Annotated in this window: 25 protein-coding genes and 1 riboswitch; of the genes, 22 read left to right on the forward strand and 3 right to left on the reverse strand. The window is 61.1% G+C overall.

Annotated elements, in window-relative coordinates:
• Positions 1 to 32: 32 nt before the first annotated feature.
• Positions 33 to 482, forward strand: coding sequence for a hypothetical protein (locus PMX72_RS07260; protein ID WP_117637650.1), 450 nt, complete (start codon positions 33 to 35; stop codon positions 480 to 482).
• 125 nt (positions 483 to 607) lie between these two features.
• Here the strand turns inward: PMX72_RS07260 and PMX72_RS07265 are convergent, their stop codons facing one another.
• Together PMX72_RS07265 and PMX72_RS07270 are read right to left on the reverse strand one after the other, a co-directional pair.
• The gene (locus PMX72_RS07265; RefSeq protein ID WP_117756877.1) at positions 608 to 1,747 is read right to left on the reverse strand and encodes a DUF389 domain-containing protein; all 1,140 of its coding nucleotides are present in this window, start codon (positions 1,745 to 1,747) and stop codon (positions 608 to 610) included.
• A gap of 215 nt (positions 1,748 to 1,962) precedes the next feature.
• Positions 1,963 to 3,666 (reverse strand): OPT/YSL family transporter, encoded by a 1,704-nt coding sequence (locus PMX72_RS07270; RefSeq protein ID WP_250787690.1) that lies wholly within the window; start codon positions 3,664 to 3,666, stop codon positions 1,963 to 1,965.
• Positions 3,667 to 3,858: 192 nt separating this feature from the next.
• Here PMX72_RS07270 and PMX72_RS07275 point away from each other — a divergent pair, with 192 nt between their 5' ends.
• The 13 genes from PMX72_RS07275 (at position 3,859) to PMX72_RS07335 (ending at position 15,696) form a co-directional block, all read left to right on the forward strand.
• The gene (locus PMX72_RS07275) at positions 3,859 to 4,710 is read left to right on the forward strand and encodes a type III pantothenate kinase (protein ID WP_271729614.1); all 852 of its coding nucleotides are present in this window, start codon (positions 3,859 to 3,861) and stop codon (positions 4,708 to 4,710) included.
• An 82-nt stretch (positions 4,711 to 4,792) separates the two neighbouring features.
• Complete coding sequence (locus tag PMX72_RS07280) at positions 4,793 to 5,317, forward strand: deoxycytidylate deaminase (RefSeq protein ID WP_271729615.1); 525 nt, start codon at positions 4,793 to 4,795, stop codon at positions 5,315 to 5,317.
• A gap of 170 nt (positions 5,318 to 5,487) precedes the next feature.
• Complete coding sequence (locus tag PMX72_RS07285; protein WP_099432127.1) at positions 5,488 to 5,766, forward strand: NifU family protein; 279 nt, start codon at positions 5,488 to 5,490, stop codon at positions 5,764 to 5,766.
• 109 nt (positions 5,767 to 5,875) lie between these two features.
• Positions 5,876 to 6,697, forward strand: coding sequence for a prolipoprotein diacylglyceryl transferase (gene lgt / locus PMX72_RS07290; protein WP_271729616.1), 822 nt, complete (start codon positions 5,876 to 5,878; stop codon positions 6,695 to 6,697).
• A gap of 144 nt (positions 6,698 to 6,841) precedes the next feature.
• Complete coding sequence (locus PMX72_RS07295) at positions 6,842 to 9,025, forward strand: DUF6020 family protein (protein ID WP_271729617.1); 2,184 nt, start codon at positions 6,842 to 6,844, stop codon at positions 9,023 to 9,025.
• 165 nt (positions 9,026 to 9,190) lie between these two features.
• Positions 9,191 to 9,997, forward strand: a complete 807-nt coding sequence (locus tag PMX72_RS07300) for a YebC/PmpR family DNA-binding transcriptional regulator (protein WP_055251993.1) — start codon at positions 9,191 to 9,193, stop codon at positions 9,995 to 9,997.
• Between the two features lie 166 nt (positions 9,998 to 10,163).
• Positions 10,164 to 10,709 carry an Asp23/Gls24 family envelope stress response protein gene (locus PMX72_RS07305; RefSeq protein WP_271729618.1) on the forward strand — a complete coding sequence of 182 codons (546 nt, stop codon included), beginning with the start codon at positions 10,164 to 10,166 and terminating at the stop codon, positions 10,707 to 10,709.
• A complete protein-coding gene (locus PMX72_RS07310; protein WP_233502694.1) occupies positions 10,702 to 11,079 on the forward strand; it encodes a DUF2273 domain-containing protein in 378 nt (125 codons plus the stop codon). Before PMX72_RS07305 ends, PMX72_RS07310 begins: the two co-directional genes overlap by 8 nt.
• Positions 11,080 to 11,123: 44 nt before the next feature.
• On the forward strand, positions 11,124 to 11,645 hold the full coding sequence (locus PMX72_RS07315; RefSeq protein ID WP_089572271.1) for an Asp23/Gls24 family envelope stress response protein: 522 nt from the start codon (positions 11,124 to 11,126) through the stop codon (positions 11,643 to 11,645).
• Between the two features lie 204 nt (positions 11,646 to 11,849).
• The gene (locus tag PMX72_RS07320) at positions 11,850 to 12,872 is read left to right on the forward strand and encodes a YitT family protein (RefSeq protein ID WP_271729619.1); all 1,023 of its coding nucleotides are present in this window, start codon (positions 11,850 to 11,852) and stop codon (positions 12,870 to 12,872) included.
• Positions 12,873 to 13,022: 150 nt separating this feature from the next.
• Positions 13,023 to 14,363 (forward strand): zinc-ribbon domain-containing protein, encoded by a 1,341-nt coding sequence (locus PMX72_RS07325; RefSeq protein ID WP_271729620.1) that lies wholly within the window; start codon positions 13,023 to 13,025, stop codon positions 14,361 to 14,363.
• 195 nt (positions 14,364 to 14,558) lie between these two features.
• Positions 14,559 to 15,206, forward strand: coding sequence for a DUF4234 domain-containing protein (locus PMX72_RS07330; RefSeq protein WP_271729621.1), 648 nt, complete (start codon positions 14,559 to 14,561; stop codon positions 15,204 to 15,206).
• Positions 15,199 to 15,696, forward strand: coding sequence for a DUF2752 domain-containing protein (locus tag PMX72_RS07335; RefSeq protein WP_271729622.1), 498 nt, complete (start codon positions 15,199 to 15,201; stop codon positions 15,694 to 15,696). The genes PMX72_RS07330 and PMX72_RS07335 overlap by 8 nt, the downstream gene beginning before the upstream one ends.
• Positions 15,697 to 15,802: 106 nt before the next feature.
• On the opposite strand, the gene PMX72_RS07340 is transcribed toward PMX72_RS07335, so the two are convergent.
• On the reverse strand, positions 15,803 to 17,266 hold the full coding sequence (locus PMX72_RS07340) for a M20 family metallopeptidase (protein ID WP_271729623.1): 1,464 nt from the start codon (positions 17,264 to 17,266) through the stop codon (positions 15,803 to 15,805).
• Positions 17,267 to 17,434: 168 nt separating this feature from the next.
• On the opposite strand from PMX72_RS07340, the gene PMX72_RS07345 reads away from it, so the two are divergent.
• The 8 genes from PMX72_RS07345 (at position 17,435) to PMX72_RS07380 (ending at position 26,805) form a co-directional block, all read left to right on the forward strand.
• On the forward strand, positions 17,435 to 19,072 hold the full coding sequence (locus PMX72_RS07345) for an amidohydrolase (RefSeq protein WP_271729624.1): 1,638 nt from the start codon (positions 17,435 to 17,437) through the stop codon (positions 19,070 to 19,072).
• A gap of 920 nt (positions 19,073 to 19,992) precedes the next feature.
• On the forward strand, positions 19,993 to 20,286 hold the full coding sequence (gene groES, locus PMX72_RS07350) for a co-chaperone GroES (RefSeq protein WP_022094351.1): 294 nt from the start codon (positions 19,993 to 19,995) through the stop codon (positions 20,284 to 20,286).
• A 96-nt stretch (positions 20,287 to 20,382) separates the two neighbouring features.
• Entirely contained in the window at positions 20,383 to 22,020 is a 1,638-nt protein-coding gene (gene groL, locus PMX72_RS07355) for a chaperonin GroEL (protein ID WP_006234938.1), read from the forward strand.
• Positions 22,021 to 22,386: 366 nt separating this feature from the next.
• A riboswitch (FMN riboswitch) is annotated at positions 22,387 to 22,579 on the forward strand.
• Positions 22,580 to 22,584: 5 nt separating this feature from the next.
• Positions 22,585 to 23,175, forward strand: a complete 591-nt coding sequence (locus PMX72_RS07360) for an ECF transporter S component (protein WP_117563816.1) — start codon at positions 22,585 to 22,587, stop codon at positions 23,173 to 23,175.
• On the forward strand, positions 23,172 to 25,076 hold the full coding sequence (locus PMX72_RS07365) for an energy-coupling factor transporter ATPase (protein WP_271729907.1): 1,905 nt from the start codon (positions 23,172 to 23,174) through the stop codon (positions 25,074 to 25,076). Before PMX72_RS07360 ends, PMX72_RS07365 begins: the two co-directional genes overlap by 4 nt.
• The gene (locus PMX72_RS07370) at positions 25,076 to 25,876 is read left to right on the forward strand and encodes an energy-coupling factor transporter transmembrane component T family protein (protein WP_118065866.1); all 801 of its coding nucleotides are present in this window, start codon (positions 25,076 to 25,078) and stop codon (positions 25,874 to 25,876) included. The genes PMX72_RS07365 and PMX72_RS07370 overlap by 1 nt, the downstream gene beginning before the upstream one ends.
• 30 nt (positions 25,877 to 25,906) lie before the next feature.
• Positions 25,907 to 26,353: a pyridoxamine 5'-phosphate oxidase family protein gene (locus tag PMX72_RS07375; protein ID WP_271729908.1), complete on the forward strand. Its 447-nt coding sequence runs from the start codon at positions 25,907 to 25,909 to the stop codon at positions 26,351 to 26,353.
• A 41-nt stretch (positions 26,354 to 26,394) separates the two neighbouring features.
• Positions 26,395 to 26,805, forward strand: a complete 411-nt coding sequence (locus PMX72_RS07380; protein WP_055252303.1) for a pyridoxamine 5'-phosphate oxidase family protein — start codon at positions 26,395 to 26,397, stop codon at positions 26,803 to 26,805.
• Positions 26,806 to 26,879 lie beyond the last annotated feature (74 nt).

Genomic DNA, 26,879 nt, shown 5'->3' on the forward strand with positions numbered 1-26,879 from the left:
CACTCCGTTAAACAAGTATCGGGCTGGTTGACATGAACCGCCGTACTATCTCGATAGCCCTCGCAGTGGTCTGCCTGGCTGTGCTCCTGGGCGCTGCAGGGCAGTTTGCTATAAATCGAGAAACATCCTATATGCAGGAATGCGTTTCCGAAGGCTTTGCCATTGATGGTTACTATCGGGATGACGAAACAAGTCGGGAAACCCTGGCTTTTCTTGAGGAGGACAACTGTCGATGGCAGCTGGTCGACCAAGACGGAATCTGCACAGACGGGCAGTTTAAGCGTACGGATGACCCCAACATCCTGATATTAAAGAAGGAAAACGGCGAAGAATTCGGTGCGGTCCACGTGGCGTATATTTCGCGCCGACGCGATCAGGGCTTGCTCTACCTATTTAGAGATACCAGGGTGACCCGTTTTTATCTGGTGAGTACCGGTCCGGCGTTTACAGTGGAGTCTGGCGATGTCGATGCGGACAGATGATTCACGGCAATAAATCAGCGAGCGGAGCGCGGCCATGGACCGCGCCCCGCTATTTGCTCGTGGCCCGCGTCACGTCTGCGCCATGTCGTGACTCGCGGCTGCGCGCATCCATCCCACGTCGCGTATTACTGCACATCAAACTCCACGCGATCGAGCTCGGGCACATTGAGGTCGATGAGCTTGCGGGCTACACGGCGGTCGTGTGCCCCAAGCGCCTCGCTTGTCGTCACGTGGGCGACAACCTCGCGCTCGACAAGGCCCTCCTCCTCGCCTTCGGTGGCCGAGGTCTCGACGGCAACGGTGTAATCCTTAAAGCCCGGCAGCACCGCGGCAAGCTCGCGCGTGGTTTCGGTGACGCCGTAGCCGTCCTGCACGCCGGCCTGTGCCGAGCCAATGGACCCCGCGGTCATGACGATGCAGGGGATGGCAAAGATCACCGTACCCACGATGATGCGGCGGCGCACCTTGTGTGACAGCTCATCGACCTCGGCATTTTCCTCGGCGGTCACAATGCCGTCGCCGTTGAGGTCGCGCTTGAGCGGCACGCGCAAAAGAAGTAGTACGGCTTCGGCCGCCAGCGCGATAAAGACGACGTTGATGCCAAACTCGTAGAGGGCCGAGAGAAACAGCGACCCGCTCGCGATGGCGATGCCATAGCCCGCCGCGCACAGGGGCGGCATGAGCGCGGTCGCCACGGCCACGCCGGCGATGAGCGTGGCGGGTTCCTGGTCGCGCGAGTTGCCCAGTCCGCCCGCAAAGCCGCCCGCGAGCGCGACGGCAAGGTCCCACACAGTCGGTGTCGAGTTGTCGATGATGGCGGCCGTGGTGGTGCCAAGGGGCGAGAGCTTAAAGTACAGCGTGGACGTGATTAGACAAAAGACCATCTGCAGCGCGAGGCCGGCAATTGCCTCGACGGCAATCTCGCGGTCGAGCGTGGCGATGCCGTATGCCATGGCAAGAACCGAGCCCATGAGCGGACAGATGAGCATGGCGCCCACGATGGCAATGTCCGAGTCGATATCGAGGCCGATGCTCGCGATCAACATGGCAATGATCAGGATGCATAAGTGCGAGCCAGTCAGGCGCGCCCCGTTTACAAAGCGCTTGCGAATCACGTGATAGGGCGCGCGTCCCTCGCGTATGTTGAACGCCTGCTTAAGGAAACGGGTGGCATTCTCCATGGCCTCGCTGTGTGCAGGGCGTATACCGTGACGACGATGATGACGCTCGCGCAGCCGCTTGATCTGTTGTTTGTCGAGTTCCATGCTTACCTCGTTTAGCTTCTGAGCCGCTTCTTGCGTCTGTCGTCTTTACTCTACACCGCGTTAGGCGAGGTGTCAGACAAGGTTTGTTGACCTGGAAGTCAGGCCAATCGACATGGCTAAAACGCCGTGAGGATCATAAGGGTCAAATAGACAAAAAAGCGCGGGGCCGGTTTGATTCCGACCCCGCGCTCTGCGCTGGTGCGTTGTTGTTCGGCCTACCCTAGCAGGCTCAGACCAACAGAGACAAACGCCAGGATAACGCCGACGATGGACTCGCCGCCGAGCAGGCCGCTGGCGACAACCAGGCCCTGCTCCTGGAAGGCGGCGTCCTTGGCAGCCCTCTCCTCGTCAGAAAGACCAGCGGTGGCGTCGCGGTGGGCGGACCACTTGTCGTAGGCGAGCTTGACGCAGGAGCCCAGGAATGCCGTGAGTGACATGTAGAACGGCAGGTACACGCCCAGGCCGATCATCATGGCCGGAATGCCGAGCCAGTACATGACGATGCCGGCGATAAAGCCGCCTGCGAACCACGGCACGCTCGGGATGCCCGAGACCATGGTAGCGACGACGCTTGCCTGCGCGGCAACAAAGCTCTTGTCGGGGCCAAAGGCGTCCGGACCATAGGCGGTGACGAGCGCGACCATGACGGCGGCGGCGACCAGGGCACCCACGATGCCGCCGATGGCCTGGCCGATCCACTGCGCACGCGGATTGGTGCCCAGCACGGCGCCGGCCTTAAAGTCGTTCATGACGTCGCCCGCAAGGCCGCACGCCACGGCCACGATGCCGGCGATAAAGAACAGCTTGACCTGTGCGAGCTGCGCGAAGGCCGCCACGATGAGCATGACGATGAGGCCAAAGATCTCCATGGGGTCGATGCCCGTCTGGCCGCAGCTCTGTGCGCTCATGATGGTGGTGACAAAGGTGAACAGCGTCACGATGACGGCCGGAACGGGGCCAAGGTCAAGCACGATGGCGATGATCACGGCGATGGCGGCAGCGCCCAGGCCGATGATACCGGCGTCGAGCTTGAGGGAGCCCGAGATGAGCGACTGCTCGTCGGTGTCGGTGGAGCTGTCGGCGGCGAGACCGCGGACGATACCGGCGACCTGCGGCAGGATGTCCTTGAGGACGACGGCGACGCCAAAGCCCATCATGAGGCCCATACCCAAGGACTTGACGATGCCCTGCGCGGTCACAACGTCGAACAGACCGGCAGCGGTGCCGCCCACAATGATGCCAAAGTTGCCTAGCAGGGCACCGGCAAACCAGAAGGCGACCGGGGCGAAGCCCACGAGGAAGCCGACGGAGAGCAGCATGGGCGAGTTGTAGATGCCAAAGGTCACGCCGGGAATATTGAGCGTGCAGAGCATGCTGGGCACCACGCCCAGGGCGTCGCGCAGCACGCTGTAGATGCCGGCGATGGCCATGGAACCAAAGAGCTGCTTGCCGGTTTTGCCGCCAGCCTCGGTTGCGCGCAAGGTCTGAGCTGCGGCGTTGCCGGTGGGGAACTCAAGCGCGGCGTCCACGATAAAGTGACGGTGGATGAGCGCGGTGGCCAGCAGACCCAGGATGGTGCCGGCGAGTGCCACGATAAACATGTCGAGCCAGCTGATCTGGTCGGCATAGCCCAGCATCCAGGCGCCCGGGATGGTAAACGCCAGACCGCCGGCGACCATGGCGCCCGCGGACATGATGGTGTGGGTGACGTTGGCCTCGTTGAGGCTGGCGTTGCCCATGAGCTTAAGGAAGAACAGCGAGATGACGGCAGCGAAGACGATCGGCCAGGGGAGTGCGCCCATCTTGAGGGCGGTGTAGGCCGAGCTTGCCGTGATGATCACGCAGCCAAGGACGCCGATGACGACGCCGCGCAGCGTGAGTTGCCCGCGCATCGAGGCGCGGTTCGAGGGATTGCTCATATAAAACTCCTTTGCGTATATCCGCTTCCCCCGGGAGCGCCGCTACGGATACGGTGCGGGAAGTCGGGTTACCAAGGGCCGTCGCGTGAGCTCGCAAACGACCGCGCACCAGTATAACCGCAAGGTAGTCATTTTGGGACGGCTGGTTTAGGTAGGCGATATACTGCTGGACAGACGAAAGGAGCGCCGACGATGCTTAATGGGTGCGCATATATATTGACGGTCGACGTGGGCAACACGTTCATTCGCTTTGGCCTGTTTGCCGAGGATTCGGCCGCGGCGCAGGAATGTCCGCTTGCGACATGCGAGATCACGACGCCGTCGAGCATTACGGCCGACGAAGCGCGCATGCGACTTGTGCAGGTCATGGGCGCGCTCGCCGCCGATGCAGGTGTGCCCGGGGTGCTTGCACCCGCCGCGGCCGTGCTGAGCTGTGTAGTCCCGGCGCTCGAGCGCCCGTGGAAGGCGGCACTTTCCCGCACCTGCACGGGGCGCGTGCTCACCGTGGGGCCGGGACTTAAGAGCGGCATGCCTGTGCACTACGATGACCCGGCCGAGATCGGTCCCGACCGCATCGCCGATGCCGTGGCGGCCCGCGCCGTCTACGGATCGCCGTGCATCGTGATTGACCTGGGCACGACGACTAATATCGAGGTCATCGACGCGCGCGGCACCTTTGTCGGCGGCGTCATCGCGCCGGGTCTGGCGCTCGGCGCCCGCTCGCTCTCGGCTGCTGCGGCACGCCTGCCGCAGGTCGAGCCCTCGGCACCCACACATGTAATCGGCCGCAACACGCGCGAGGCCATGCGTTCGGGCGTGGTTCTGGGCGAGGTGGCACGCATCGACGGCATGCTCGACATGGTGCTTGCCGAGATGCGCGCGACCAAGGCCGCGGGGGAGGGCAGCGTGCCCATCGTCATTACTGGCGACGATGCCGAGGCACTTGCGGCGCTGGTCGGCCATAGCCTGACGGTCGACGATGCGCTGACGCTGCGGGGTCTCGCCGAGCTCTACCACATCAATCAAAAGCCCCGTCGCGCGTAGCGATGGGGCGGTGGTACAAAAACGTCTCCACCTTTCACCTGCTACAATGGGTCAAACTATTGCGATTTCGGAGGTGTCTGCCATGTCGGACGATCTTCATCAAACCGCGTCGGGCAAGCGCCGCGACGTTATTAGCTGGGACGAGTTCTTTATGAGCGTGGCCATCGCCGCGCAGCGCCGCAGCAAGGACCCCAACACGCAGGTGGGAGCGTGCATCGCCAGCACCAACCACCGCATCCTTTCGGTGGGCTACAACGGTACTCCCTCGGCGCTCAACGACGACTTTTTCCCGTGGGGCACGAGCGACGACCCGTTGCAGGATAAGCACAACTACGTGGTGCATGCCGAGGCCAACGCCGTGCTCAACTACCGTGGCTCGCTCAAGGACCTCGAGGGTTCCACGGTTTACGTCACGCTGTTTCCGTGCCACGACTGCGCCAAGATCCTGGCGCAGGTGGGCGTGGGCGAGGTCGTCTACCTGGACAATAAGTATGCCGAAACCGATGACGGCCGTATCAGTCGCCGCATTCTCGATTCCTGCGGCATTAGCTACCGCCAGGTCATCGTCGATGTCCAGATTGGTACCGGGGGACAGGCTCGGCAGTAGCGCGTGCCAACGCCAGCTGGCGGCAAAACAGCCAAAAGAGCCCCGTCCCAAATTGACTGCTCGTGAAAGTCGTGTCCGCACGCATGGCTGGCGCCTAAGCGGGTACATGGCTGTAGTAACATAGCCCCTGTCCGCGGGCGTGCCCGCGTTATTGTGAGAAAGGAGCCCCTGTGGCTGTTAACGAAGAGCTGCTTAAGAAGGTTCTTGAAGAGATTCGCCCCAACCTGCAGGCCGATGGCGGCGATATGGAGTATGTGGGCGTCGACGACGAGGGTGTTGTCAAGTTGGAGCTGCAGGGCGCCTGCGCCGGCTGCCCCATGAGCTCGCTAACCCTTTCCATGGGTATCGAGCGCATCCTGAAGGAGCATGTGCCCGGCGTTACCCGTGTCGAGCAGGTCAATGCCTCCGGCGAGACCGACGACCTGTACGACGAGTACGCGCCGTTCTAAGATGCGAAAGCTGCGGACGGCATACTCCGCATAGACGTTACGCCCAAATATGCGGCTGCGAGCGTAAGGCCCGCGGCCGCATTTGTATGTAGGGAGTAGGAGGGTCGACATGCTCAACGACTTCTACCATATGCTTGATCCCGTCGCGATTTCGGCGGGGCCCATCACGATTTACTGGTATGGTCTGGCCTATGTGGTCGGAGCTCTGCTCACGGCGGTCGTCATGTATCGCACGCAGCGTCGCTGGGGCTTTAGCATCACGATTGACGACCTGACGAGCGTCGTGGTCGGTGTGGTCTTTGGCCTTATCATCGGCGCCCGCCTGTTCTACGTCATCTTTTACGGCGACGGCTACTACTGGGCACATCCGCTCGAGATCTTTGCCACCAACGAAGGCGGCATGAGCTTCCACGGTGGCCTGGTCGGCGGCATTATCGGCGGCATCATCGTGTGCCGCATGTATAAGCTCGATGCATGGACTCTGGCAGACCTTGCTGTCATCGGCGCGCCGCTGGCCCTGTGCCTGGGCCGTTGTGCCAACTTTGTCAACGGTGAGCTGTGGGGCAAGCCGACCGATCTGCCCTGGGGTGTGGTCTTTGGCGGGACTGCGGGCGATATGCCGCGTCACCCCTCCCAACTCTACGAGGCATTTCTTGAGGGCATTGTGCTCTTTTGCATTCTGCAGGTGCTCAGCCGCAAAAAGCCGCTGCTGCCCCAGGGCACGTTTATGGGCGTGTTTGTGATGGGTTACGGCATCGTCCGCTTCCTCGTCGAGTTCGTGCGCGTGCCCGACGCCCAGCTTGGCTATCTGCTGGGCGGCGTCATCACGATGGGTCAGCTGCTGAGCCTTCCGCTCGTTATTGCGGGCCTGGCGCTCATCATCTTCGCCCGACACCGCAATCGCCCCCAGCGCATCTACCTCGACGCTTAACCACCACATACGACCACAAAGGGGGCAGGCACCTTTGTGGTGGTTTGCTGGGCAATGATGACAGAACCGTAACGTTTCCCCAGATAAAACCTGCCAAAATAAACCTGTCCCTTTTTGGCAGGTTTCTAGAAAGGCTTTCGGACTGTGAAGGATTCCGATCTCTCCACAACGGCTGCGCGCGACGCTGCCCGCATCGTCTGGTTTAAGCGCTACCCCGCCAAGCAGACGCTCATCGCATTTCTGCTCGCGCTGTTGGCGACCACGGCGTTTTCCATCGATCCCGCCCCGGTGTCGAGCAACGCAGTCTTGGCGATTGACCCCAAAGCCTCGGGCATGCTGTACGTGTGCTACGAGGTGCTCCTCTCGTTTGCCGGCCATACCGACGCGGTCATGCTGCTTGCGCTTGCCTGCCTGCTCACGCTGCCGTTTCGCTACGTATTCTTTGGCCGTGGCGACACCTGGCGCCCGTCGATCATTCTGCCGTCGCTGTTTTTCGCCATCTGCATGGTGTTCGGCCGCAGCTACGACCTCACCGACTCGGCCGAGATTGTTCTTGGCGACAAGGCCCGCATCATCTGTGCCTGGATTGGCGGCGCGGGCTGGATGCTCTTGGCGATCGTTGCCTTCTACCTGGCTTTTGAGTGTCTAGATTGGCTGAGCTCTCGGCGCATTCCGTTTTCCGAAGCGCACTTTGGCCGCGTATGGCGTGTGGCTCACGCCGTGCTCTCGGCCCATCCCTTTGCCGGGCCCTTCCTGGTGCTTATGATCGCCTGGGCGCCCACGCTCATCGCTTCGCTGCCCGGCCTTTTTATGGGAGATACGGGTGCGCAGATTCGCCAGTGGTTCAACTATCCCAACGGCACGAGCGACTACCTGCGCCTACTCAACCCCAATGTCCTGCTCAACGGGCATCACCCGGTCGTGCACACGGCTATCATCGGCTCGTGCGTGCAGCTGGGGCTTTCGCTGTTCAACAGCGCTAACGCGGGCCTCATCATCTATACCTGCGCTCAATTTGTCATCACGGCTGCCTGCATGGCCTATTCCATTTCGTCGCTGCGCAAACTGGGCGTGAGCCTGCCGGTTCGCGGTGCGATCCTGCTGTTCTTTGCGTTTATGCCGATGTTCTCTAACTACGCGGCCCTGCTCACCAAAGACGTGCTCTTTGCCGACGCGTTTTTGGTGCTGCTGGTACAGACCGTCAAGCTCGTGGCATGTGGCTTGCCCCGTCGTGATGCCAATGTCGAGCGGGCGGGCGAGAAAGCCCCCGTGCTCTTTGCGCGCCACGACTGGCTGTTGCTTGCGCTGGCTGCCATGGGTTCCACGTTTTTGCGCAATGGCGGCCTGGTCTTTCCGTTGGCGGCCTGCGTGATTGCGGCGGCGTTTTGCGCATGGGATGTACATGTCGCTCGTCGTGCGGCTAAGCAGACGGGCACCGCGGTCTCATGCGCCACGCCGCGCTTCCGCTGGGTTGGCGTCCTCGCGGTGCTCGCACTCTGCCTTGCCTCTAATATGTACTTCACCAAGGTCTTTATGCCGGCGCACGACATTACGCCTGGTTCCAAGCGCGAAATCCTCTCGATTCCGTTCCAGCAGACGGCTCGTTTCGTCCAAAAGCACGACGGCCTCAACTCGGGTGTCAACCCTACGGTTAAGGAGGACGGTACTATCGTGGAGGCTCCTTGCGACGGCTTGGTGACCGACGATGAGCGTGCCGTGATCGACCGTGTGCTCAAGTACGACAATCTGGGCCGCCGCTACAACCCGGATAAGTCGGACGCCGTCAAAAATTGCTTTAACGAGTACGCCTCGCAGGAGGACATCAAGGCCTATTTTGAGGTCTGGGCGCAGATGTTCAAAAAGGATCCCGAGTGCTACATCTCGGCGCTCATCAATAACTACTACGGCTACTTTTATCCGAGTGCCCGCGATGCGTGGGTCTACAGCACGGCGCGCAGTGCCGAGATTATGGCGAAGCCCGATAACCTCAAGTACTTTGACTTCCATCCGGTCGATAGCAAGGTTGTGCGCTGGTGCGACCACCTGATCAACCTGTATCGCGTGGCGGTGCAGCGCATTCCGTTTATCTCGCTCACCATGAGCTCGGCCACCTATGTGTGGATTATGATCGCCGTGGTGGTCTACCTGTTGCGCCGCCATTCGTGGCGCGGGCTGGCCATTTGGGTGCCGCTGCTGGGCGTGCTCGCCGTGTGTCTGATCGGTCCCTGCAACGGTTCGACCTATATGCGCTACCTGTATCCGGTTATCGCCTGCATGCCCTTTGCCATCGGCGCCACCATCACTCGCAGCGACCTTCTCTGGTCCTAATTTGGTGCAAAGGGGACAGGTTGCTTTGCACCAAAGGATGGCATCATCACGACGCCTTCATTTTGGGGTTTATCTCGCAGGCCAGTAGGTATATCATAACGACGTTTGTTTATATTGCCCGAGCATCTGCGCTGGGCTTTAGGTCAAAACCGATAGGAGACACGTATGTCCGGACACTCTAAGTGGGCCACAACCAAGCATCGTAAGGGCGCGCAGGACGCCAAGCGTTCCGCCCTCTTCTCCAAGCTGAGCCGCAACATCACCGTTGCTGCCCGTCTCGGCGGTGACCCGCTGCCCGAGAACAACGCCAGCCTCGCCGCTGCCGTTGCTAAGGCCAAGGCTCAGTCCATGCCCAAGGACAAGATCAAGTCCGCTATCGACAAGGCCTTTGGTTCGGGTGCCGATGCCGCCGTCTACGAGAACATCGTGTACGAGGGCTATGGTCCCGCCGGTGTCGCCGTCTATGTTGACTGCCTGACCGACAACCGCAACCGTACTGCCGCCGATGTCCGTTCCGCCTTCTCCCACGCTGGTGGCAACCTGGGCACCTCCGGCTCCGTCGCCTTCCAGTTTGAGCGCAAGGGCCAGATCGTCGTCGCCAAGGAGATCCTGGACGAGAACGCCAAGAAGGAGACCATGATCGCCAACGGTGCTGCCGGTGACGAGGATGAGTTCATGATGGCCATCGCCGAGGCCGGTGGCGAGGACTACGAGGACGCCGGCGAGGAGTGGATCGTCTGGACCGCTGCTAACGACGTCATGGCTGTCTCCAAGGCACTCGAGGAGCAGGGCGTCCAGGTCAAGGGTTCCGAGACCACCATGGTTCCGACCACCCCGACCGAGGTCTCCGGTACCGACGCCAAGAAGGTTCAGCGCCTCATCGACCGTCTCGAGGAGCTCGACGACGTCCAGGACGTCTACAGCACCATGGACATGACCGACGAGGTCATCGCTGCCCTCGAGGAGGAGTAGCGCCTGCACGGGTTAAGCCGTGCATATCTGGGCATAATGAAGCGAGCATGCAAGCCTCGTGGAATAGATGAGCCGGATCCGCGTGCGTATGGCACCGGACCCGGCTCTTTTATAATGATGCGAATCGTTTTGCATTCTGTGGATCGAGATTTGAAGGGAGCGCCGCATGCGCGTGCTCAAACGAGCCCTAGCGATCGTATATCTTGCCGCCGCCGTCGTGGCGCTGGGCACGTTGGTCTGCCAGTTTTGGGGGCCATATACCTACCGCTTTATGCTGCTGATGCGTGACCCCACGCCGCGCATTGTCGTTACAGTGTGCGGCGGTGTCGTGGCGCTTGGCGTGCTGGCGGTCTTCTTCCGCCTGATGTTTGCTCGCCGCGAGCCGTCCTGCGTGCATCCGGCAGGGGAGCGCAATATCGAGGTCACGCTCGCGGCTCTCTCCTCGTGTGCCCGCGCTGCTGCCGAACGCGATGACCGCGTGATGGTCGAGCATATCGAGGCGCGCGTTCAAGGCTCCGACGAGTCGCACGTTCGTTTTAAGGTCGAGGCCATCGCGCTCGATGATAGGGACGTTGCCGCTCTTGCCACCTCGATGCAGCAGCGTATCGAGGAGGCCTGCGATACCATGCTCGGCACGCCGGGCACGACCGCGCGCGTCCGTTTTTTGCCGTCCAAGACTACCGTCCAGACCGTGGAGGTTTCCGGTGAGTGATACCAACCAAGACAAGACCGCCCGCACGCCGCGCCTGACGATCGATCAGAACGCTATGCCGGCAGGCGAGTCCGCCGACACCAAGCCCGAGGCCGGCGAGCAGCACGACAGCGCCGCCAACGACTTTGACGAGGCCATGGGTCTCATCAAAGGTACGGGCGCTGCTATCTGGAGCTACGCCGTGCGCCACCCCAACACTACGCTCGGCGCCGTGGCAGGTTTTATCCTCGCCGTGCTGGTACTTACGTTGGGCCTGTGGGACACGCTTGTCATCGCATTCTTTGTGCTGATCGGCGCCGTGATCGGCCAGATTCGCGACGGCGAGAACGGTATCGTTAACTTCTTCGGCCGTCTGTTTAGCGGCCGCTAATCTGTATTCGACTGTCGCATCCGTGGCAGGCATAAGGAGGAACCATGGCTTTTAACACGAAGGTCGATGTGGCCGATACCGAGCTCGAGACGAACGAGGCCGTCGCCGCCGAGGCGGAGGACGTAACGCTCGAGGACGAGGCGCTCGTCGAGGCAGAGTCCGAAGACGAGGCGGACGAGGATGACGAGGAGACGGACGAGTCCGAGGACTCGCTGACCTATTCCAACGGCGTGATTGAGAAGATCGTCGCCATGGCCACCCGCGAGGTGCCGCACGTCCTGGGCATGAAGGGCAACCTCATGCACTTTGTGCAGGAGCAGTTTGGTGCCGAGAACCTGACCAAGGGCGTGACGGTCGAGGTCACCGACGACAATCGCGTGGTCGTCAACATCTCGGTCATCATCGAGTACGGTGCCTATGCGCCTGCGATCTTTGACGACGTTAAGGCGCGCGTCACCGAGCGTCTTGCCGCGATGACCGGCCTTGAGGTGGCAGGCGTCAACCTGCGCATCGAGGATGTCATCACCCCCGAGGAGTACGAGCACCGCACCAGCCAGCACGAGTAACCTACCAAAAAGGGATGTTTATTTTGGCAGGTTTTATCTGCGAAAACGTTAAACGGCCGACCGCGCAAGCAAAAGCGTGGCCGGCCGTTTTTGTACGCTCCCGATGTAGTCATACCGCTCGTCTAACTAAGGGTTGCAATCCCCACGTTCCGCGTTACCCTAATGGGCGCATTGTTTCCAAATTGTTAACGAGGGGTTGCCGTAATGGCCGACGAACACGAGACCGAAAGCAGGGCATGGGCGATTGAGGCCGCTGCGGCAGAGGCGGCGTCGCGTGCTGCCGAGGAGGTGCATCGTCCTCCGGTGGTGCCGATGGAGCGCGTGGTCGATCGCGAGGATATCGAACGTGGCGAGCGCGCCGGCCGCAGGCGCAGCCAGGAGCCAGGCTTTCCGCGCTTTTTTGCCGAGCTCAATCTGGGCCTGATCCTCACGGCGTTCGCCATCGTGGCCTTTAAAACCCCCAATCACTTTGCCTTCGGCGGCACCTCGGGCGTGTCGGTCATTCTTTCTACGCTGTTCCCGACCCTGCCCGTCGGCGTCTTTATGTGGATTATCAACGCAATCCTGGTCGTTCTGGGCTTTATCTTTTTGGAGCGCAAGGCGATTCTGTGGAGCGTCTTCGCTTCGTTTGCGCTTTCGGCCTACGTCTCGCTGTTTGAGCTCTTCATCCCGACGGATGTTTCGATGACGGGCGATATGTGGCTCGACCTGTGTTTTGCCGTTATCTTGCCGGCGCTCGGCAGTGCTATTGTCTTTGACATTGGCGCCTCGACGGGTGGCACGGACATTCTTGCCATGATCCTCAAACGCCGCACCACGCTCGAGATTGGCCGCGCACTGTTGCTGGTCGATATCGGCATCGTGACCATCGCGGCTTTCCTGTATGGCCCGCGCGTCGGCCTGTACTGCGTGCTCGGCCTGTTTGCCAAGACGCTTGTGGTCGACAAGGCCATCGAGAGCATTCACCTGCGCAAGGTCTGCACGATTATTTGCGCCGAACCGCGCAAAGTCGAGGAGTTTATCGTCAAGCATCTCAACCGCACGGCAACGATCAGCCGTGGCTACGGCGCCTTCTCGGGCAAGTGCGTCACGGTGATCATGAGCGTGCTGAGCCGTCGCGAGGCAGTGCAACTGCGTCGCTATACCCGCGAGATTGACCCTGGCGCCTTCATCACCATCGTCGATAGCTCCGAAATCGTCGGCAAGGGCTTCCGCGGCACGAACTAGCGCGGACGCACCCTTCGAATCATTGAATAAGGCCGGCTACGTTGCAAATCGGCCATCTTGGGGTATTTGTCCCCACATTGGGCGATAATGATGCTAAAGACATCGTTTGCGATCCAGGTGATTCGCTCTAGATACGAAGGGATGATTTCGATGTTCTGTTCGCAGTGTGGCGCCCCCATGGGCGATAACGACAAGTTCTGCGGCGTGTGCGGTGCCCCTAATACCGAGGTCAAGGCCGCCGGCCCCGCTTCGCAAGCTCAACCCCAACCCCAACCGCAGGGTCAGCCGTTTGTCCAACCGCAGCCCCAGCCGTTCGTTGCGCCCCAGCCGGCTATGAACGCGCCCAAGGGCTGCATGGCGCAGGCCTTCAACGATATGCTTAAGGTTCCCGGCGCCCTGGTTCGCGTATGTCAGATTGCCTTTTTGCCGGCGCTGATCTGCGTCGTGTCGGTGCTGGTGCTGTTTATCCCCGTTATCGGTGGCATCGCGGCGGCCATTGGCTTTTTGCTTGCGTACGTGGCAAGCGTGTGCGGCGCTGGCTTTGCTATCGAGTGGGGTCGCGACCTGTCGCTCAAGGACGATAACGGCATGGAGCGTCCGCTGCTGCGCTCGACCTCCTTTGGACTGGGCATCTTCTCGTCTGTCATTACGAACGTGCTCGGGTTCGTGGCCATTATTCCAGTGATTGGCGTGGTGTTCTCGGTGCTTGAGAGCGCTGTGATCGGTGCCGTTGGTTCGTACTATTACTTCGGTTCGAGCGGCCTCGAGGGCGCACTCATCGGGTCGATGGGTCTGCTTGTCTTTGCCATGATCGTATCGGCGGTGTTAGGCATTTTCTTTAAGATGTTTGGTGATGCCGCTGTGATGCACTTTGCAGTCGCCGGCCGCGTGGAAAGCGCGTTTTCGCTCGAGAAGGTCTGGAAGTCTTATAAGGCCAACCTGGGCAAGCTGTTCTGTGCCTCGATTCTTCCCGAGTTCTTGACGGGCATTGTTTCCAATATCATCACCTGGATTTTCACCGCCATCTTTGGCGCCATTGCTACGTTTGGTATGTATAGCTATTACTATCGCCCCACGGGTCTTGAGGCAATCATTGAGGGTGGCGGCATTACGCTCATCCTGTTCTTGATGATCGTCGCCTTTGTTACCGTGTTCCTGAATGTGTTTGGCACGATGCTCAAGTATCGCGCCATTGGTTACTGGGCAGCGCGCCATGCCAGCGAGTGGGCCGATGAGGATACCGACGATGTCCTGACGTTTGTGCTCCCGGGTGAGAAGAAGCCTGCTCCTGCGGGGTTCAATCCCACGGCCGCCACTGGAGCTGCACCTGCCCCGGCACCCGCGCCTGCCCCGGCACCCGCGCCTGCACCTGTCCAAGCACCCGCACCGGCGCCCGAGGCGACGCCTGCGGAACCCGATTGGAATGCCGTTGCCACGCCGGCGGATGAGCCGGGCGATAGTCCTGCTGCCGAAAACAATCAAACCGAATAGTCGGTCGAGGCGCCCTGGGCAACTGAGCCCGGGGTGCCTTTTTCTACCGTGGAAGCAAGAAAATGCCTGGGAAAACGGTTGCAGCAAAAAATCTCGGAAATTGGTCAATGTTGCGCAACAACGTCGCGGCTATTGTTGAGAACATAGACGTGTAAGGTTTGAAGGCGTGCAACGCCTTAGGAAAAGGAGAAGCTTATGTTCTGTCCCACTTGTGGTTCTCCCATTTCGGATGATGCCAAATTCTGCCCTGTCTGCGGTTCTGCCATCGGTGCCGCCTCCGCTGCTCCTGCTCCGCAGCCCGCACCTCAGCCCCAGCCTGCTCCGCAGCCCACGCAGATTCAGCCCACTCCGGTTCAGGCAGTTCAGCCCCAGCCTCAGCAGCAGTACACCGGCCAGCAGCAGTATGCTCAGCAGCCTGCGCCTGCCCCGATGGGCTATGCTCCGATTAAGACCGACCGTGGCGTGATCGGTTGGCTCCTGCTTTCCATCGTGACCTGCGGCATCTATTCGTATTACTTCCTCTATTGCCTTGCCCGCGACATCAATGTCATGTGCCAGGATGACGGCGATTCCACGCCGGGTCTGGCAGCATTCATCTTGCTGTCGTTCGTGACCTGCGGCTTCTACGGACTCTACTGGTACTACAAGATTGGTAACCGCCTGCAGGCTAATGCCCCTCGCTATGGCCTGATGTTCCAGGAGAACGGCACCACCGTTCTTATGTGGCAGATTGTCGGCGCGCTGCTGTGCGGCCTTGGCCCCATCTTTGCCATGAACATCATCATCAAGAACACCAATGCCATGGCAACGGCTTACAACGCCCGTCTTGGCGCTCGTGCCTAACGACAAGAGCGGCGTGAACAGCTCTCAGGGACATAAGGGCGCGGCGGAGCTCATTCGCCGCGCCCTTCCTTGCATCGGCGCGCTCTTTGTCGCCTGGCTCGCACTTTACCTGCTCGATATCGGCTGCGTGTTTCGCCTGATGACGGGCATTCCCTGTCCGGGATGTGGCATGACGAGGGCCTGGCTGGCGGCGCTGCGCCTCGATTTTTCGGCGGCCTTTGCCTACCATCCGCTGTTTTGGGTGGTGCCGATTGCGTTTGCGCTCGCGTTCGTGCGCGAGGAGGTGGCATCGAGCAAGCTAAAGCGTGGCATCGACATTGCGGTTATTGTTTTGTGTGTGCTGGTCGTTGCCGTATGGATCGTGCGCCTTATCAACCCGGCAGACGCGGGCCTGCTCTTTGGTGGGCACGCTCCCGCCGGAGTTCCCACCGATATCATCCACCTCGAAACCCCACGCTGGCTCACCATCCTTCGCTCTTACCTGTCGTGACGGAGGACGCGCTAGAAAAGCGTTCGACACATAAGCGGGGGCGAACGTTGAGATAACGTTCGCCCCCGCTTTGCTCTAGCCAGGTTGTTATGGGTAGGCGTGACGGCTACTCGTCGCGCTTCTCCTCGTGGCGAGCGGCGGCCCGCGCATCGTGGATGCCCTTGATGGCAGCATGGCGGGCGGTGCGGGCGTCGTGCATGGCGTCGCGGGCCTCGGCGGCCGTTGCCTTGGCAGAGCGCAGCTTGGCGGCCAGGTCGGGATTGGTCTCGGCAACCGCGGCGATTGTGGGGCCGTCGAGCTCCTCTTGCGTGGGCTCGGCCAAAAAGTCGATGGCATACTGGGCGGCTACCATGGATCCCTTGGCGAGCACGCTCTCGTCGATCTTGTAGAAGCAGGAGTGCTGGGCATAGGTGGCGCCAATCTGGGGGTTGCGCGTGCCAACAAAGGCGAGCACGCCCGGCACGCGGCGCAGGTACTCCGAGAAATCCTCGCCCGAAAGCGTGCCGCGGTAATGGCCCTCGCCTGCGGGGCTCAGGCACTTGAGCACAGCTTGGCGGCAGCGCTCGCTCGAGGCGGCATCGTTTTCGACCTTGTAGTTGGCGATGGTGTAGTCGGTGAGTTCGGCCTCGGCGCCTAGTGCTGCTGCGGTGTGCTCCACGATGCGGCGCATAAGCTCGGGCATTTCCTCATGCGTCTTGTCGCCATAGGTGCGCACTGTGCCGGCGAGGTACGCCGTGCCGGCGATAACGTTGCGCGCGGTGCCGCCGTGCAGTTCGCCGACGGTGATGACGGCGGGTTCGTAGGGGCTAATCTCGCGCGAGACGATGGTCTGCAGGGCGTTGACGATTTCGGCGGCAACCATAACGGCGTCGTGGCCGCGCTGGGGCATGGCGCCGTGGCATGAGGTGCCGCGGACATCAATGCGGAACCAGTCGGTGTTTGCCATGCGCGGACCGGGCTCGCAGCTCACGGTGCCGGCATCGACCTCGCTCCAGATGTGCGCGGCATAGGCACCGTCGACACCATCGAGTACGCCCGTGCCGATCATGAGCTTGGCGCCCTGGCCGTTTTCCTCGCTGGGCTGGAATACGATACGAATCTCGCCGTGGATGTCATCGGTCATGTGGCGCAGGATTTGCAGCGTGCCGAGCATCATGGCGATATGACAGTCGTGACCGCAGGCGTGCATGCAGCCCTCATTGACGCTGGCGAACTCCTCGCCGGTCTGCTCGGTGACAGGCAGGGCGTCGATGTCGGCGCGCAGCAGGATGCGGCGGCGCGGCGTGCCGTCCTCGCGGTAGGCATCGGGCGCGGTGCCGCGAAGCGTTGCCACCAAGCCAGTCTTGAGCGGACGCTCGTAGGGGATATTCATGGCGTCGAGCTGGTTGGCGATGTCGGAAGTCGTGCGCTCCTCGGCAAGGCTCAGCTCCGGGTGCTTATGGAAGTGCCGGCGCTGCTTGATGATGTAGGGTTCAAACTCGGCTGCGATATCCTGGATGGCCGCGGTGACGTCGTCTGCCGCGCGAACCTCGGTTGCCGCCATAATTTGCTGTGCCTTGGTCTTCGTCATGGTCGATTTGCTCCTTGCTGGCTCGATCGCAAAATCGTACAGGCTCTCTCCAGTATGCCACCTGCCGCTAGGGCTGGTAAAGTTGCCGTTTGCCGCTTGGGGTTTTGTTGCAAGGGCGGGGGAGTACACTCGGGGGTGTTGAATTACCTGCCAGAGATGGGGATGCTCATGCAGCATATCGATCGGATTATCCGCTCCAAGAACGTTTTTACCGCCCAAGACGGTATCGATACCGCCCGCGAGCTGGCGATCGCCATCGCGGGTGATCGCATCGTCGCAGTCGGCGCGCCCGATGACGTGATTGCCGCCGCTCCCGCCGTCACGCCGGTTATCGACTATGGCGAGCAGTTTGTCTGTCCCGGTTTCCATGATGCGCACCTGCACTTCTTCCATACCTCGGTTGGCTCCTCGCCGTACATGCTCATGGATATGGGCACATCAGAGGCGGCGCTGGTGCAGCATGCGCTCGAGTTTTCCCAGGACCTGCCCGACGACGCCTGGGTCGTGACGCAGGGCTGGCGCGACTACCGTTGGGACCCGCCCGAGCATCCTAGCAAGGCGTCGCTCGATGTGGCATTCCCCGATCGTCCCTGCGTTATGTATTCGGGCGACGGGCACACGCTTTGGCTCAACAGCCGTGCACTCGAGGCGCTCGGCGTCACGCGCGACAGTGAGCCGCCGGCGGGCGGCAGCTACGACAAGGACGCAAACGGCGAGCTCACGGGCATTGCTCACGAGGCAGCTGCTATGCAGCTGCTACCGCGCTGCCTTGAGTGGCTGGGCGAGGATCGCATCGCAAGCGCTTACGCCGATCAAATGAGGCGGATGGCCGAGCAGGGCATCACCTCGATATGCGATATGTCGCTCATGCCCATGCCGGGCTGCGATTTTATCCGCGATGACGTCTACGACAAACTGCAGGCAGCTGGCAAACTGGGCATCCGTGCCCATCTGTTCCCCACGTTGCTGGATGACCAATCGCGCTTAGAAGAACTGCAGACCCGCTACGCGAACAACGCGCTGCTCTCGGCGCCTGGTTTTAAGCAGTTCTTCGACGGCGTCTCGAGCGAACACACGGCCTATCTCACCGATCCCTATACCAACCCGCGCTTCCCGGGCGATCAAGGTCGCCTGACGGTTCCCGTCGAGCGCATGCGCAAGCTGGTCCTGGCGGCAGCCGAGCGCGGCCACACCGTGCGCATCCACGTTATCGGCGACGGCGCCATCCATGCCGCACTCGATATCTTTGAGGAGGCGGCAGAGCTCTACGGCTTGCCCCAGCACGGCCATAATACGCTTGAGCATTTGGAGAATCTGCTGCCCGAGGACATCGATCGTCTGCGCAAACTCAACGTCATTGCCTCGAGCCAGCCCTGTCATATCACACTCGACCCGGGTGGTCCGGAGCGCGACCTGGGCTTGGAGCGTAGCCGCATCATGTGGCCGTTTGCGACCTATAAGCAGCGCGGCATCCGCCAAGCCTTCGGCACCGATAGCCCCATCACAGCCGTTACCAGCATGAACGTGCTCTACACGGCTATCACCCGCCAAGACCCCCGCAGCCACTGGCCCGAGGGCGGTTGGCTGCCGAGCGAGCGTATCGATGCGGCAACGGCTCTGCGCAACTACACCCTGGGCAGCGCCTATGCAGCGGGCGACGAGCAAAACCTCGGCAGCCTAGAACCCGGCAAATACGCCGACCTGGTAGTCCTGGACCAAAACCCACTCACCATCGACCCCCAAGAACTCCAAGCCACCAAAGTCCAAGCCACCTACCTAGCCGGCAACCTGATCTACGAGCGCTAAGTATTCATGTCTTACCGTTAAACGCGGCTCGGGCAGCTTATTTTGGGATGGCGCTCGAGCCGCGTTTGTTTGCAAATGGGGGGTTCGTTAGGAGCGTCCCCGCCCTGCTTGATTTGGGCGCGGGGCGGAGGCGCCGCCGCCCCGCGCCCAATTTGGACAGCAGCAATGCTATCTCTAGGTGTTTTGCATACTTTCCATTACGAATTGCATAAAAAGGCTGGGATGTTCTTCCGGATCCTGATGTACCCCCGTCCGCGCCGTGCAAAAAACGGAGTATTCAGCACCGCGAGCTCTGCCTGTGCCGCTGCGGCTGAGTAACGTTGCAGAGATTGACGTCATTTTGTGCTCCGGTGCGGCGTGAGGCATGCCTTTCTGTCCTGACGGGGTTTGCCTGCCGACCAAAATCGCCGGCCGAAGGCGTCCTTGGGACCAATATGGTGTGTCCGGCACGTATGCAGCCGTCCTAGTCTGCTGAATACTCCCAAAAATGCACGGTGCTCCCCAGGGGACCCGTGCGCGCAGCGAAAACCATGCACATGTCGCTATCCGCATCGCCATTTTGCTGCACTGACTTTTCTGAATGCCGGGCCCGAATTAGTTAACCTGCCTCCCGTGTGGCTCCGGAGGGGCGGGGCATAAGGTTTATCGCGAGTTCCGCACGAGCCGAAGGCCACTTAATGTGGCCTTCGTGCGAGCAGGACTGCCCGAGCAGGAAACCTTATGCCCCGCCCCTCCGGAGCCACACGGGAGGCATCGCTAAGTTATCCCCCGGCATTCAGAAAATCTAAGTGCCAAAAAATAAGATTTTTTGACTCCGTGTTGTATAACCCGCCATTCGTGGGTACCATTCAACGCGTACGCAAACAAAAAGGGTTAATTCGCGCGGCATAACCGCGCGGCCCAAAAAGGAGGAAACAAGCATGTCGTCTTTGAAGCCGCTTGCAGATCGTGTTCTGGTCAAGCCCGACGAGGCCGAGCAGAAGACCGCTTCTGGTCTGTATATCGCCAGCAACGCCCAGGAGAAGCCGCAGCGCGGCACCATCGTTGCCGTTGGCGCCGGCAAGGTCAACGACAAGGGTGAGCGCATCCCCATGGACGTCAAGGTCGGTGACGTTGTCATCTATGGTAAGTTCGGTGGCAACGAGGTCAAGGTCGACGGCGAGAAGTATCTGCTGATGCGCGCCGACGACATCTACGCTGTCGTCGAGGCCTAGTCTCGTCAGAATCTCTGATTCGTCTTTGAACGCGCCCGCCGCATAGGACTCGGAAGCGGCGACGCGAGTCACATTTCTTTTGGAGGATTACCTACCATGGCAAAGAACATTACGTTCAACACCGATGCCCGCGCTAAGCTTGCCAAGGGCGTCAACACTCTGGCCGACGCCGTTACCGTCACCATGGGCCCCAAGGGCCGCTACGTTGCGCTGCAGCGCACGTTCGGTGCTCCGACCATCACCAACGACGGCGTTTCTGTCGCCAAGGAGATCGAGCTCGAGGACAACATCGAGAACATGGGCGCTCAGCTGGTGAAGGAGGTCGCCACCAAGACCAACGACACCGTGGGTGACGGCACCACCACCGCAACCCTGCTCGCTCAAGCCATCGTCAACGACGGTCTGCGCAACGTCGCCGCTGGCGCCAACCCGCTGGCCATCCGTCGCGGCATCGACAAGGCCGTCAACGCCGCCGTCGCCGAGATGAAGAAGCAGGCCAAGCCGGTCGAGACCAAGGAGCAGATTGCTTCCGTCGGTACCATCTCCGCCGGTGACCCCGAGGTCGGCGAGAAGATCGCCGAGGCCATGGAGGTCGTGGGCAAGGATGGCGTCATCACCGTCGAGGATTCCCAGACGTTCGACATCACCATCGACACCGTCGAGGGCATGCAGTTCGACAAGGGCTATGTCTCCGCTTACTTCGTCACGGATAACGACCGCATGGAGGCCGTGATGAAGGATCCGTACATCCTCATCACCGACCAGAAGATCTCCAGCGTCCAGGACATCATGCCTGTTCTCGAGGCTGTCCAGCGCGCTGGCCGTGGCCTGCTCATCATCGCTGAGGACATCGATGGCGAGGCTCTGCCGACCCTCGTCCTCAACAAGATCCGTGGCGCCCTCAACGTCTGCGCCGTCAAGGCCCCGGGCTACGGCGATCGCCGCAAGCGCATCCTGGAGGACATCGCCGTCCTCACCGGTGGCCAGGCTGCTCTGGACGAGCTGGGCGTGAAGGTCGCTGACATCACCGCTGATATGCTCGGTACCGCTAAGTCCGTCACCATCTCCAAGGACAACACCGTCGTCGTCGGCGGCGCTGGCTCCAAGGAGGCCATCGACGCCCGCATCGCTCAGATCAAGGGCGAGATGGAGAACACCACCTCTGACTTCGACCGTGAGAAGCTCCAGGAGCGCCTGGCCAAGCTCTCCGGTGGCGTTGCCGTCATCAAGGTCGGCGCTGCTACCGAGTCCGAGCTCAAGGAGATCAAGCACCGCGTTGAGGATGCCCTGCAGGCTACCCGCGCTGCTGTCGAGGAGGGCATCGTCGCCGGCGGTGGCGTCGCCTTCATGGACGCTGCTCCTGCGCTCGATGCTGTCGAGATCGACGACCCCGAGGAGAAGATTGGCGTCGATATCGTCAAGAAGGCTCTGACCGCTCCGGTCGCTACCATCGCCAAGAACGCTGGTTTTGAGGGCGCTGTCGTGGTCGACAAGGTTGCCGAGCTGCCCGCCGGCCAGGGTCTCAACTCTGCCAACGGCGAGTGGGGCGACATGATTGAGATGGGCGTCCTCGACCCCGTCAAGGTCAGCCGCGTCACCCTGCAGAACGCTGCTTCTGTCGCCAGCCTGATTCTCATCACCGAGGCCACCGTCTCCGATGTGCCCAAGAACACTCAGCTTGAGGACGCTATCGCTGCTGCTACCGCTGGTCAGCAGGGCGGCGGTATGTACTAAGGCCGACAAGGTCTAGAACTCCCACCGGGAATCCGGGGGCGTGACGGGGGCTTCTCTCCGGAACGTCCTCGGACATGCAAAGGGCTCCGCTGCGCGCTTCGCGCTGCGGAGCCTCTCTGCGTGCGGAATGTTCCGGAGAGAAACCCCCGTCCCGCCCCCGGATTCCCTGCGTTTACGGCCTTGAGGTCGGCGGGCGGAGAAGGACGTGGTCGATAGGGATACGTGTCCCTTTCGCTGTTTCGCGCTTTGCGCGAAAAGCGCGCTACTTTGGGATGGGTGGGGAACGTGGTTGTTGCGGTAACTGATCCCCGCCACAAATTACCCTCGGCATACTTGCGCGAACGATTGCTCGTGCTACACTTGCAATTGCTGTTTCAGGGCGGGGTGAAATTCCCCACTGGCGGTAAATCGGGCGGTGCTAAAGGGGTGCCGTGGCGCAGGCGAGGTGCCTGCGGCCGAGCCGATGAGTCCGCGACCCGTGTGTGCGTTGGTTCGCATGCCGGCTGAACTGGTGAGATCCCAGTACCAACGGTTAGAGTCCGGATGAAAGAGGCAGGTGATCTTATGTCTGAACAGTCGCAGCATATCCATTTTGAGAACACGAATAGGTGGAGCACCAAACAGCTCGTTACCATGGCGCTGATGTGTGCCTTGGGCGCCCTGTTTATGTACGTGCAGCTGCCTATCCTTCCTTCGGCGCCGTTTTTGACGTATGACCCGTCGCTGGTGCCGGCGATGGTGTGCGGTTTTGCGTATGGTCCTGGCGCCGGTACTGCTGTTGCCGCTATGGCGATTGTTATCCATGCGCTTACCACGGGCGATTGGGTCGGCGCACTTATGAACCTGGTTGCTACGCTGGGCTACATTCTGCCCGCGGCTATCGTGTACCAGAAGATGCATACCTATAAGGGTGCCGTGATTGGCCTAGTGTTCGGTGTCATTGCCGCTACGGCGTTGTCTATGGTCGCAAACCTTACCATTGGCGTATGGTTCTGGTATGGCTCGGTCGATGTGATCGCCCCGCTTATGATTCCTGCCGTGCTGCCGTTCAACCTTATCAAGACCGTGCTTAACTCGGTGTTGACGCTAGCGGTGTATAAAGCAGTCTCCAACCTCATCACGCCTAAAAAGGACCAGGTCAAAGGCCGCGCATGATTGAGTGTCGGGGCGTTTCCTTTAGCTATGACGGTGCCGTGTCGGCACTCGACGGTGTCGATCTGAACATCGAGGACGGGGAGTTTTTCTGCATCCTCGGTGGCAATGGATCGGGCAAGTCGACGTTTGCCAAGCATCTGAATGCGCTGCTGCAGCCCGATGCGGGCACGGTACGTATCAACGGTATGGATGCGTCCGATCCCGAGCTGGTCTACGACATTCGTTCGACCGCAGGCATGGTGTTCCAGAATCCCGACGACCAGCTGGTGGCAACGCTTGTCGAAGATGACGTTGCGTTCGGTCCCGAAAACCTTGGCGTGCCATCGGCGCAAATTGCGCAGCGCGTACGCGAGGCGCTGAAGGGCGTGGGCCTGGTGGGCTTTGAGCGCCACGAGACCCATGCGCTTTCGGGCGGTCAAAAGCAGCGTGTGGCGCTTGCCGGTGTGCTCGCCATGGAACCGCGCGTGCTCATTTTGGACGAGGCGTCCTCGATGCTCGATCCGCGCGGGCGCAAGGGCCTTATGAAGGCCTGTCACGTGCTGCACGAACGCGGCATGACCATCGTGATGATTACGCACTTTATGGAAGAGGCCGCCGAGGCCGATCGTGTCGCGGTGTTTCGGGCGGGGCGCGTTGCCATGCTCGGTACGCCCGAGGAGATTCTGACGCGGGCAGATGGGCTCGTGGAGCTCAACCTGGATATGCCGGCGTCGTGCTGCTTGGGCATGGCGCTTCGTGCGAAGGGCGTGCCCGTTCATGCGCAGGTGCGCGAGGCGGATATGGTCGCCGAGATTGCGCAGGTATATGCCGACCGGAGTGGGGAAGACACCGCAGGGCGGCCTTCTGCATCCGATTCTCGTGTGCTCGACAACGTCTCCTCTGCAACCGACGGGACAGCCGTGTCGGAGCCCGTCATCGAGATTTCGCACCTCTCGCATAGTTACTCGCTGAGTGCCCGCGAGCGCCGCCGCTGGCATAAGCGCTCGGTCACTGCGGGCAAATCGAGCAAACAGGCTCTCTGGGGAAACGACCCCAGCAGCCCGTGGGCGCTGCGCGATGTATCGCTGACGGTGCGTCGCGGCGAGTTCCTGGGCTTGGCAGGTCATACCGGTTCGGGTAAGTCGACGCTGGTCCAGCATCTCAACGGTTTGATTCGCCCCCAGGAGGGATTCGTTCGCGCGCTGGGGCTCGATCTGTCAAACAAGAAAGACGCCGCCGCGGTTAAGGCCAAGGTCGGCGTGGTGTTTCAATATCCCGAGCGTCAGCTGTTTGCCGAAACCGTGACGCAGGACGTGGCGTTTGGCCCGCACAACCTTGGCTTGCCGCAAGATGAAGTCGACCGTCGCGTCGAGTCGTCGCTCTCGCGCGTGGGCCTCGACCTTTCCACGGTCGGCGACAAGAGTCCCTTCGAGCTTTCGGGCGGTCAGCAACGGCGCGTGGCATTCGCCGGTGTGCTCGCCATGGAGCCCGAAGTCCTGGTGCTCGATGAACCCATGGCGGGGCTCGATCCGGCTGCGCGCAGGGATTTCCTTGAGCTTATCGATCGGCTTCACCGCGATGGCCTGACCGTTGTCATGGTTTCGCATAGTATGGATGACCTGGCCAACTGCTGCGACCGCATCGTCGTGATGAACGAAGGTGCGGTGTTTGCCGAGGGAACCCCCGCGCAGGTGTTTGCACATGCCGATGAGCTCAAGTCGATCGGCTTGGGCGTACCTGCTGCTCAGCGCATGGCGTTGGCGCTCGCGGAGGCGGGCGTGCCGCTGCGTTGCGGCGGGCTCTATACGGTTGAGTCGCTGGCCGACGAGCTGGCAGATTTGCTGATCGGTCGCTCAGACGGTCCTTCTAACGTCGCGGACATTGCTAAATCCAAGACGGTCGCGCGAGAGGAGGGCTGCTAATGGAGGCGTTTTCATTTGGCAGCTACTATCCGAGCGATAGTGCGATCCATCGCCTGGATCCGCGCACCAAGCTGCTCCTGGGCTTTGTGTTTTTAATCACGACGCTGACCGTCGGCGGCTTCCGCGGACTGGCTCCTGTCGCAATTTTCGTCGTGCTGATCTATGCCGTGTCCCGGGTGCCGGCTCGTCGCGTTCTGTCGTCGATGGCGCCGCTGCTGGCAATCGTCGTCGTGGTCGCGGTGCTCAACTTGTTTACCGATCAGAGTGGGCGCATCCTGTGGCAGCTCGGCTTTTTGCAGATAAGCGAGGGCTCGCTGCATTCCGCCGTCTTTATGGCGTGCCGCCTGACCTTGATGATGGCCGGCATGAGCGCCATTACGCTCACCACGCCTACGCTCGACCTCACCGCGGGCTTTGAGCGCCTGCTCGCACCGTTTGCGCGCGTGGGGCTCCCTGCGCATGAGCTCGGCATGATCATGGGCATCGCGTTGCGCTTTATGCCGCAGTTTGCCACCGAGATGAAGCAGACGGCGGACGCGCAGGCAAGCCGCGGCGCACGCGTAACGGGTGGCCCGCTCGGCGGCGTGCGTATGCTCGGCAGTGTGGCGATTCCACTGTTCACGGGCGTGTTCCGTCATGCCGAGACGTTGTCTGCCGCCATGGATGCACGCTGCTATCACGGCGAGCAGGGCCGCACGCGTCTGCATGCACTTGCATTTCGCCGCGGGGATGCGCTGGCTGCGGTTGTGACGATGCTGCTGCTTGCGTGTGTCATCGTCGTCAACCTTCAACTTGTTTAGGCGCGATTCGAGCGCAAGAAAGGGGCCCCTATGACCGACAACGACCGCACGGCTCAGCTTGAGCGCGCCTGTTCGTATCTCAGGCGCATTCCGGCGTGGTATCTGGCCACGACCGATGTGACCGACGGGCATCAGCCTCGCGTGAGGCCGTTTTCGTTTGCCATGGTCGATGACGGTAAGCTGTGGTTTTGCACGTCGCGCGACAAGGATGTGTGGGCGGAGCTGAGTGCGAATCCCAAGTTTGAGCTCTCGGGCTGGAAGCCGGGGGAATGTTGGATCGTGTTGACCGGCGAGGCCGCACTTGAGGACGACGCGGTTGCGAGCGACAAGGTGCGTCAAGCGGGTTTTAAGCACATGGTGAGCATCGGCGAGGAACACGAGAGTGCCAACGACGGCCGCCTTGCTTTCTTTTCGGTCCGCAACATTGCCGCGCGCTTCTGTGATATCGACGGCAGCGAGGAGCGCCTGGAGCTCTAACGTTTACCAACCAGTCAAATGAGCTAGCGGCAGGAGGAACCGTGGACGGATTGAATACGGTGTTGGAGTATCTGACGTCGGTGCCGGCATGGTATTTGGCGACGAGCGTTGACGGACAGCCTCATGTGCGTCCGTTTTCGTTTGCGCAGATCCAGGACGGCAAGCTGTGGTTTGTAACAGCGCGCACCAAAGATGTGTGGCAAGAGCTGCTGCAAAACCAGCGCTTTGAGGCCACGAGTTGGTGGCCGGGCCATGGCTGGCTCATCTTGCGCGGGCGTGCCGGCTTGGATGACCGGGCTTTAGGCGAAATGCGCGAAGCCGGGTGGAAGCATCTAGAGCACCTGGGCGAGCACTATGAGGGGCCTAACGACCCCACGCTCGTCTTCTTTAGCGTCGAGGATCCCGAGGCTTTTATCTGCAATCACGACGAATGGGTGCCGGTCGAGCTCTAGCCAGCTGGCTCATCCTAACAACTTGGTTTTCGCATGGGCGGGCCCCGTATTGCCCGGCGCCGTTAGGAGCGCCG

Source organism: Collinsella aerofaciens (genome assembly GCF_028207065.1).
GTDB lineage: Bacteria > Actinomycetota > Coriobacteriia > Coriobacteriales > Coriobacteriaceae > Collinsella > Collinsella aerofaciens_AR.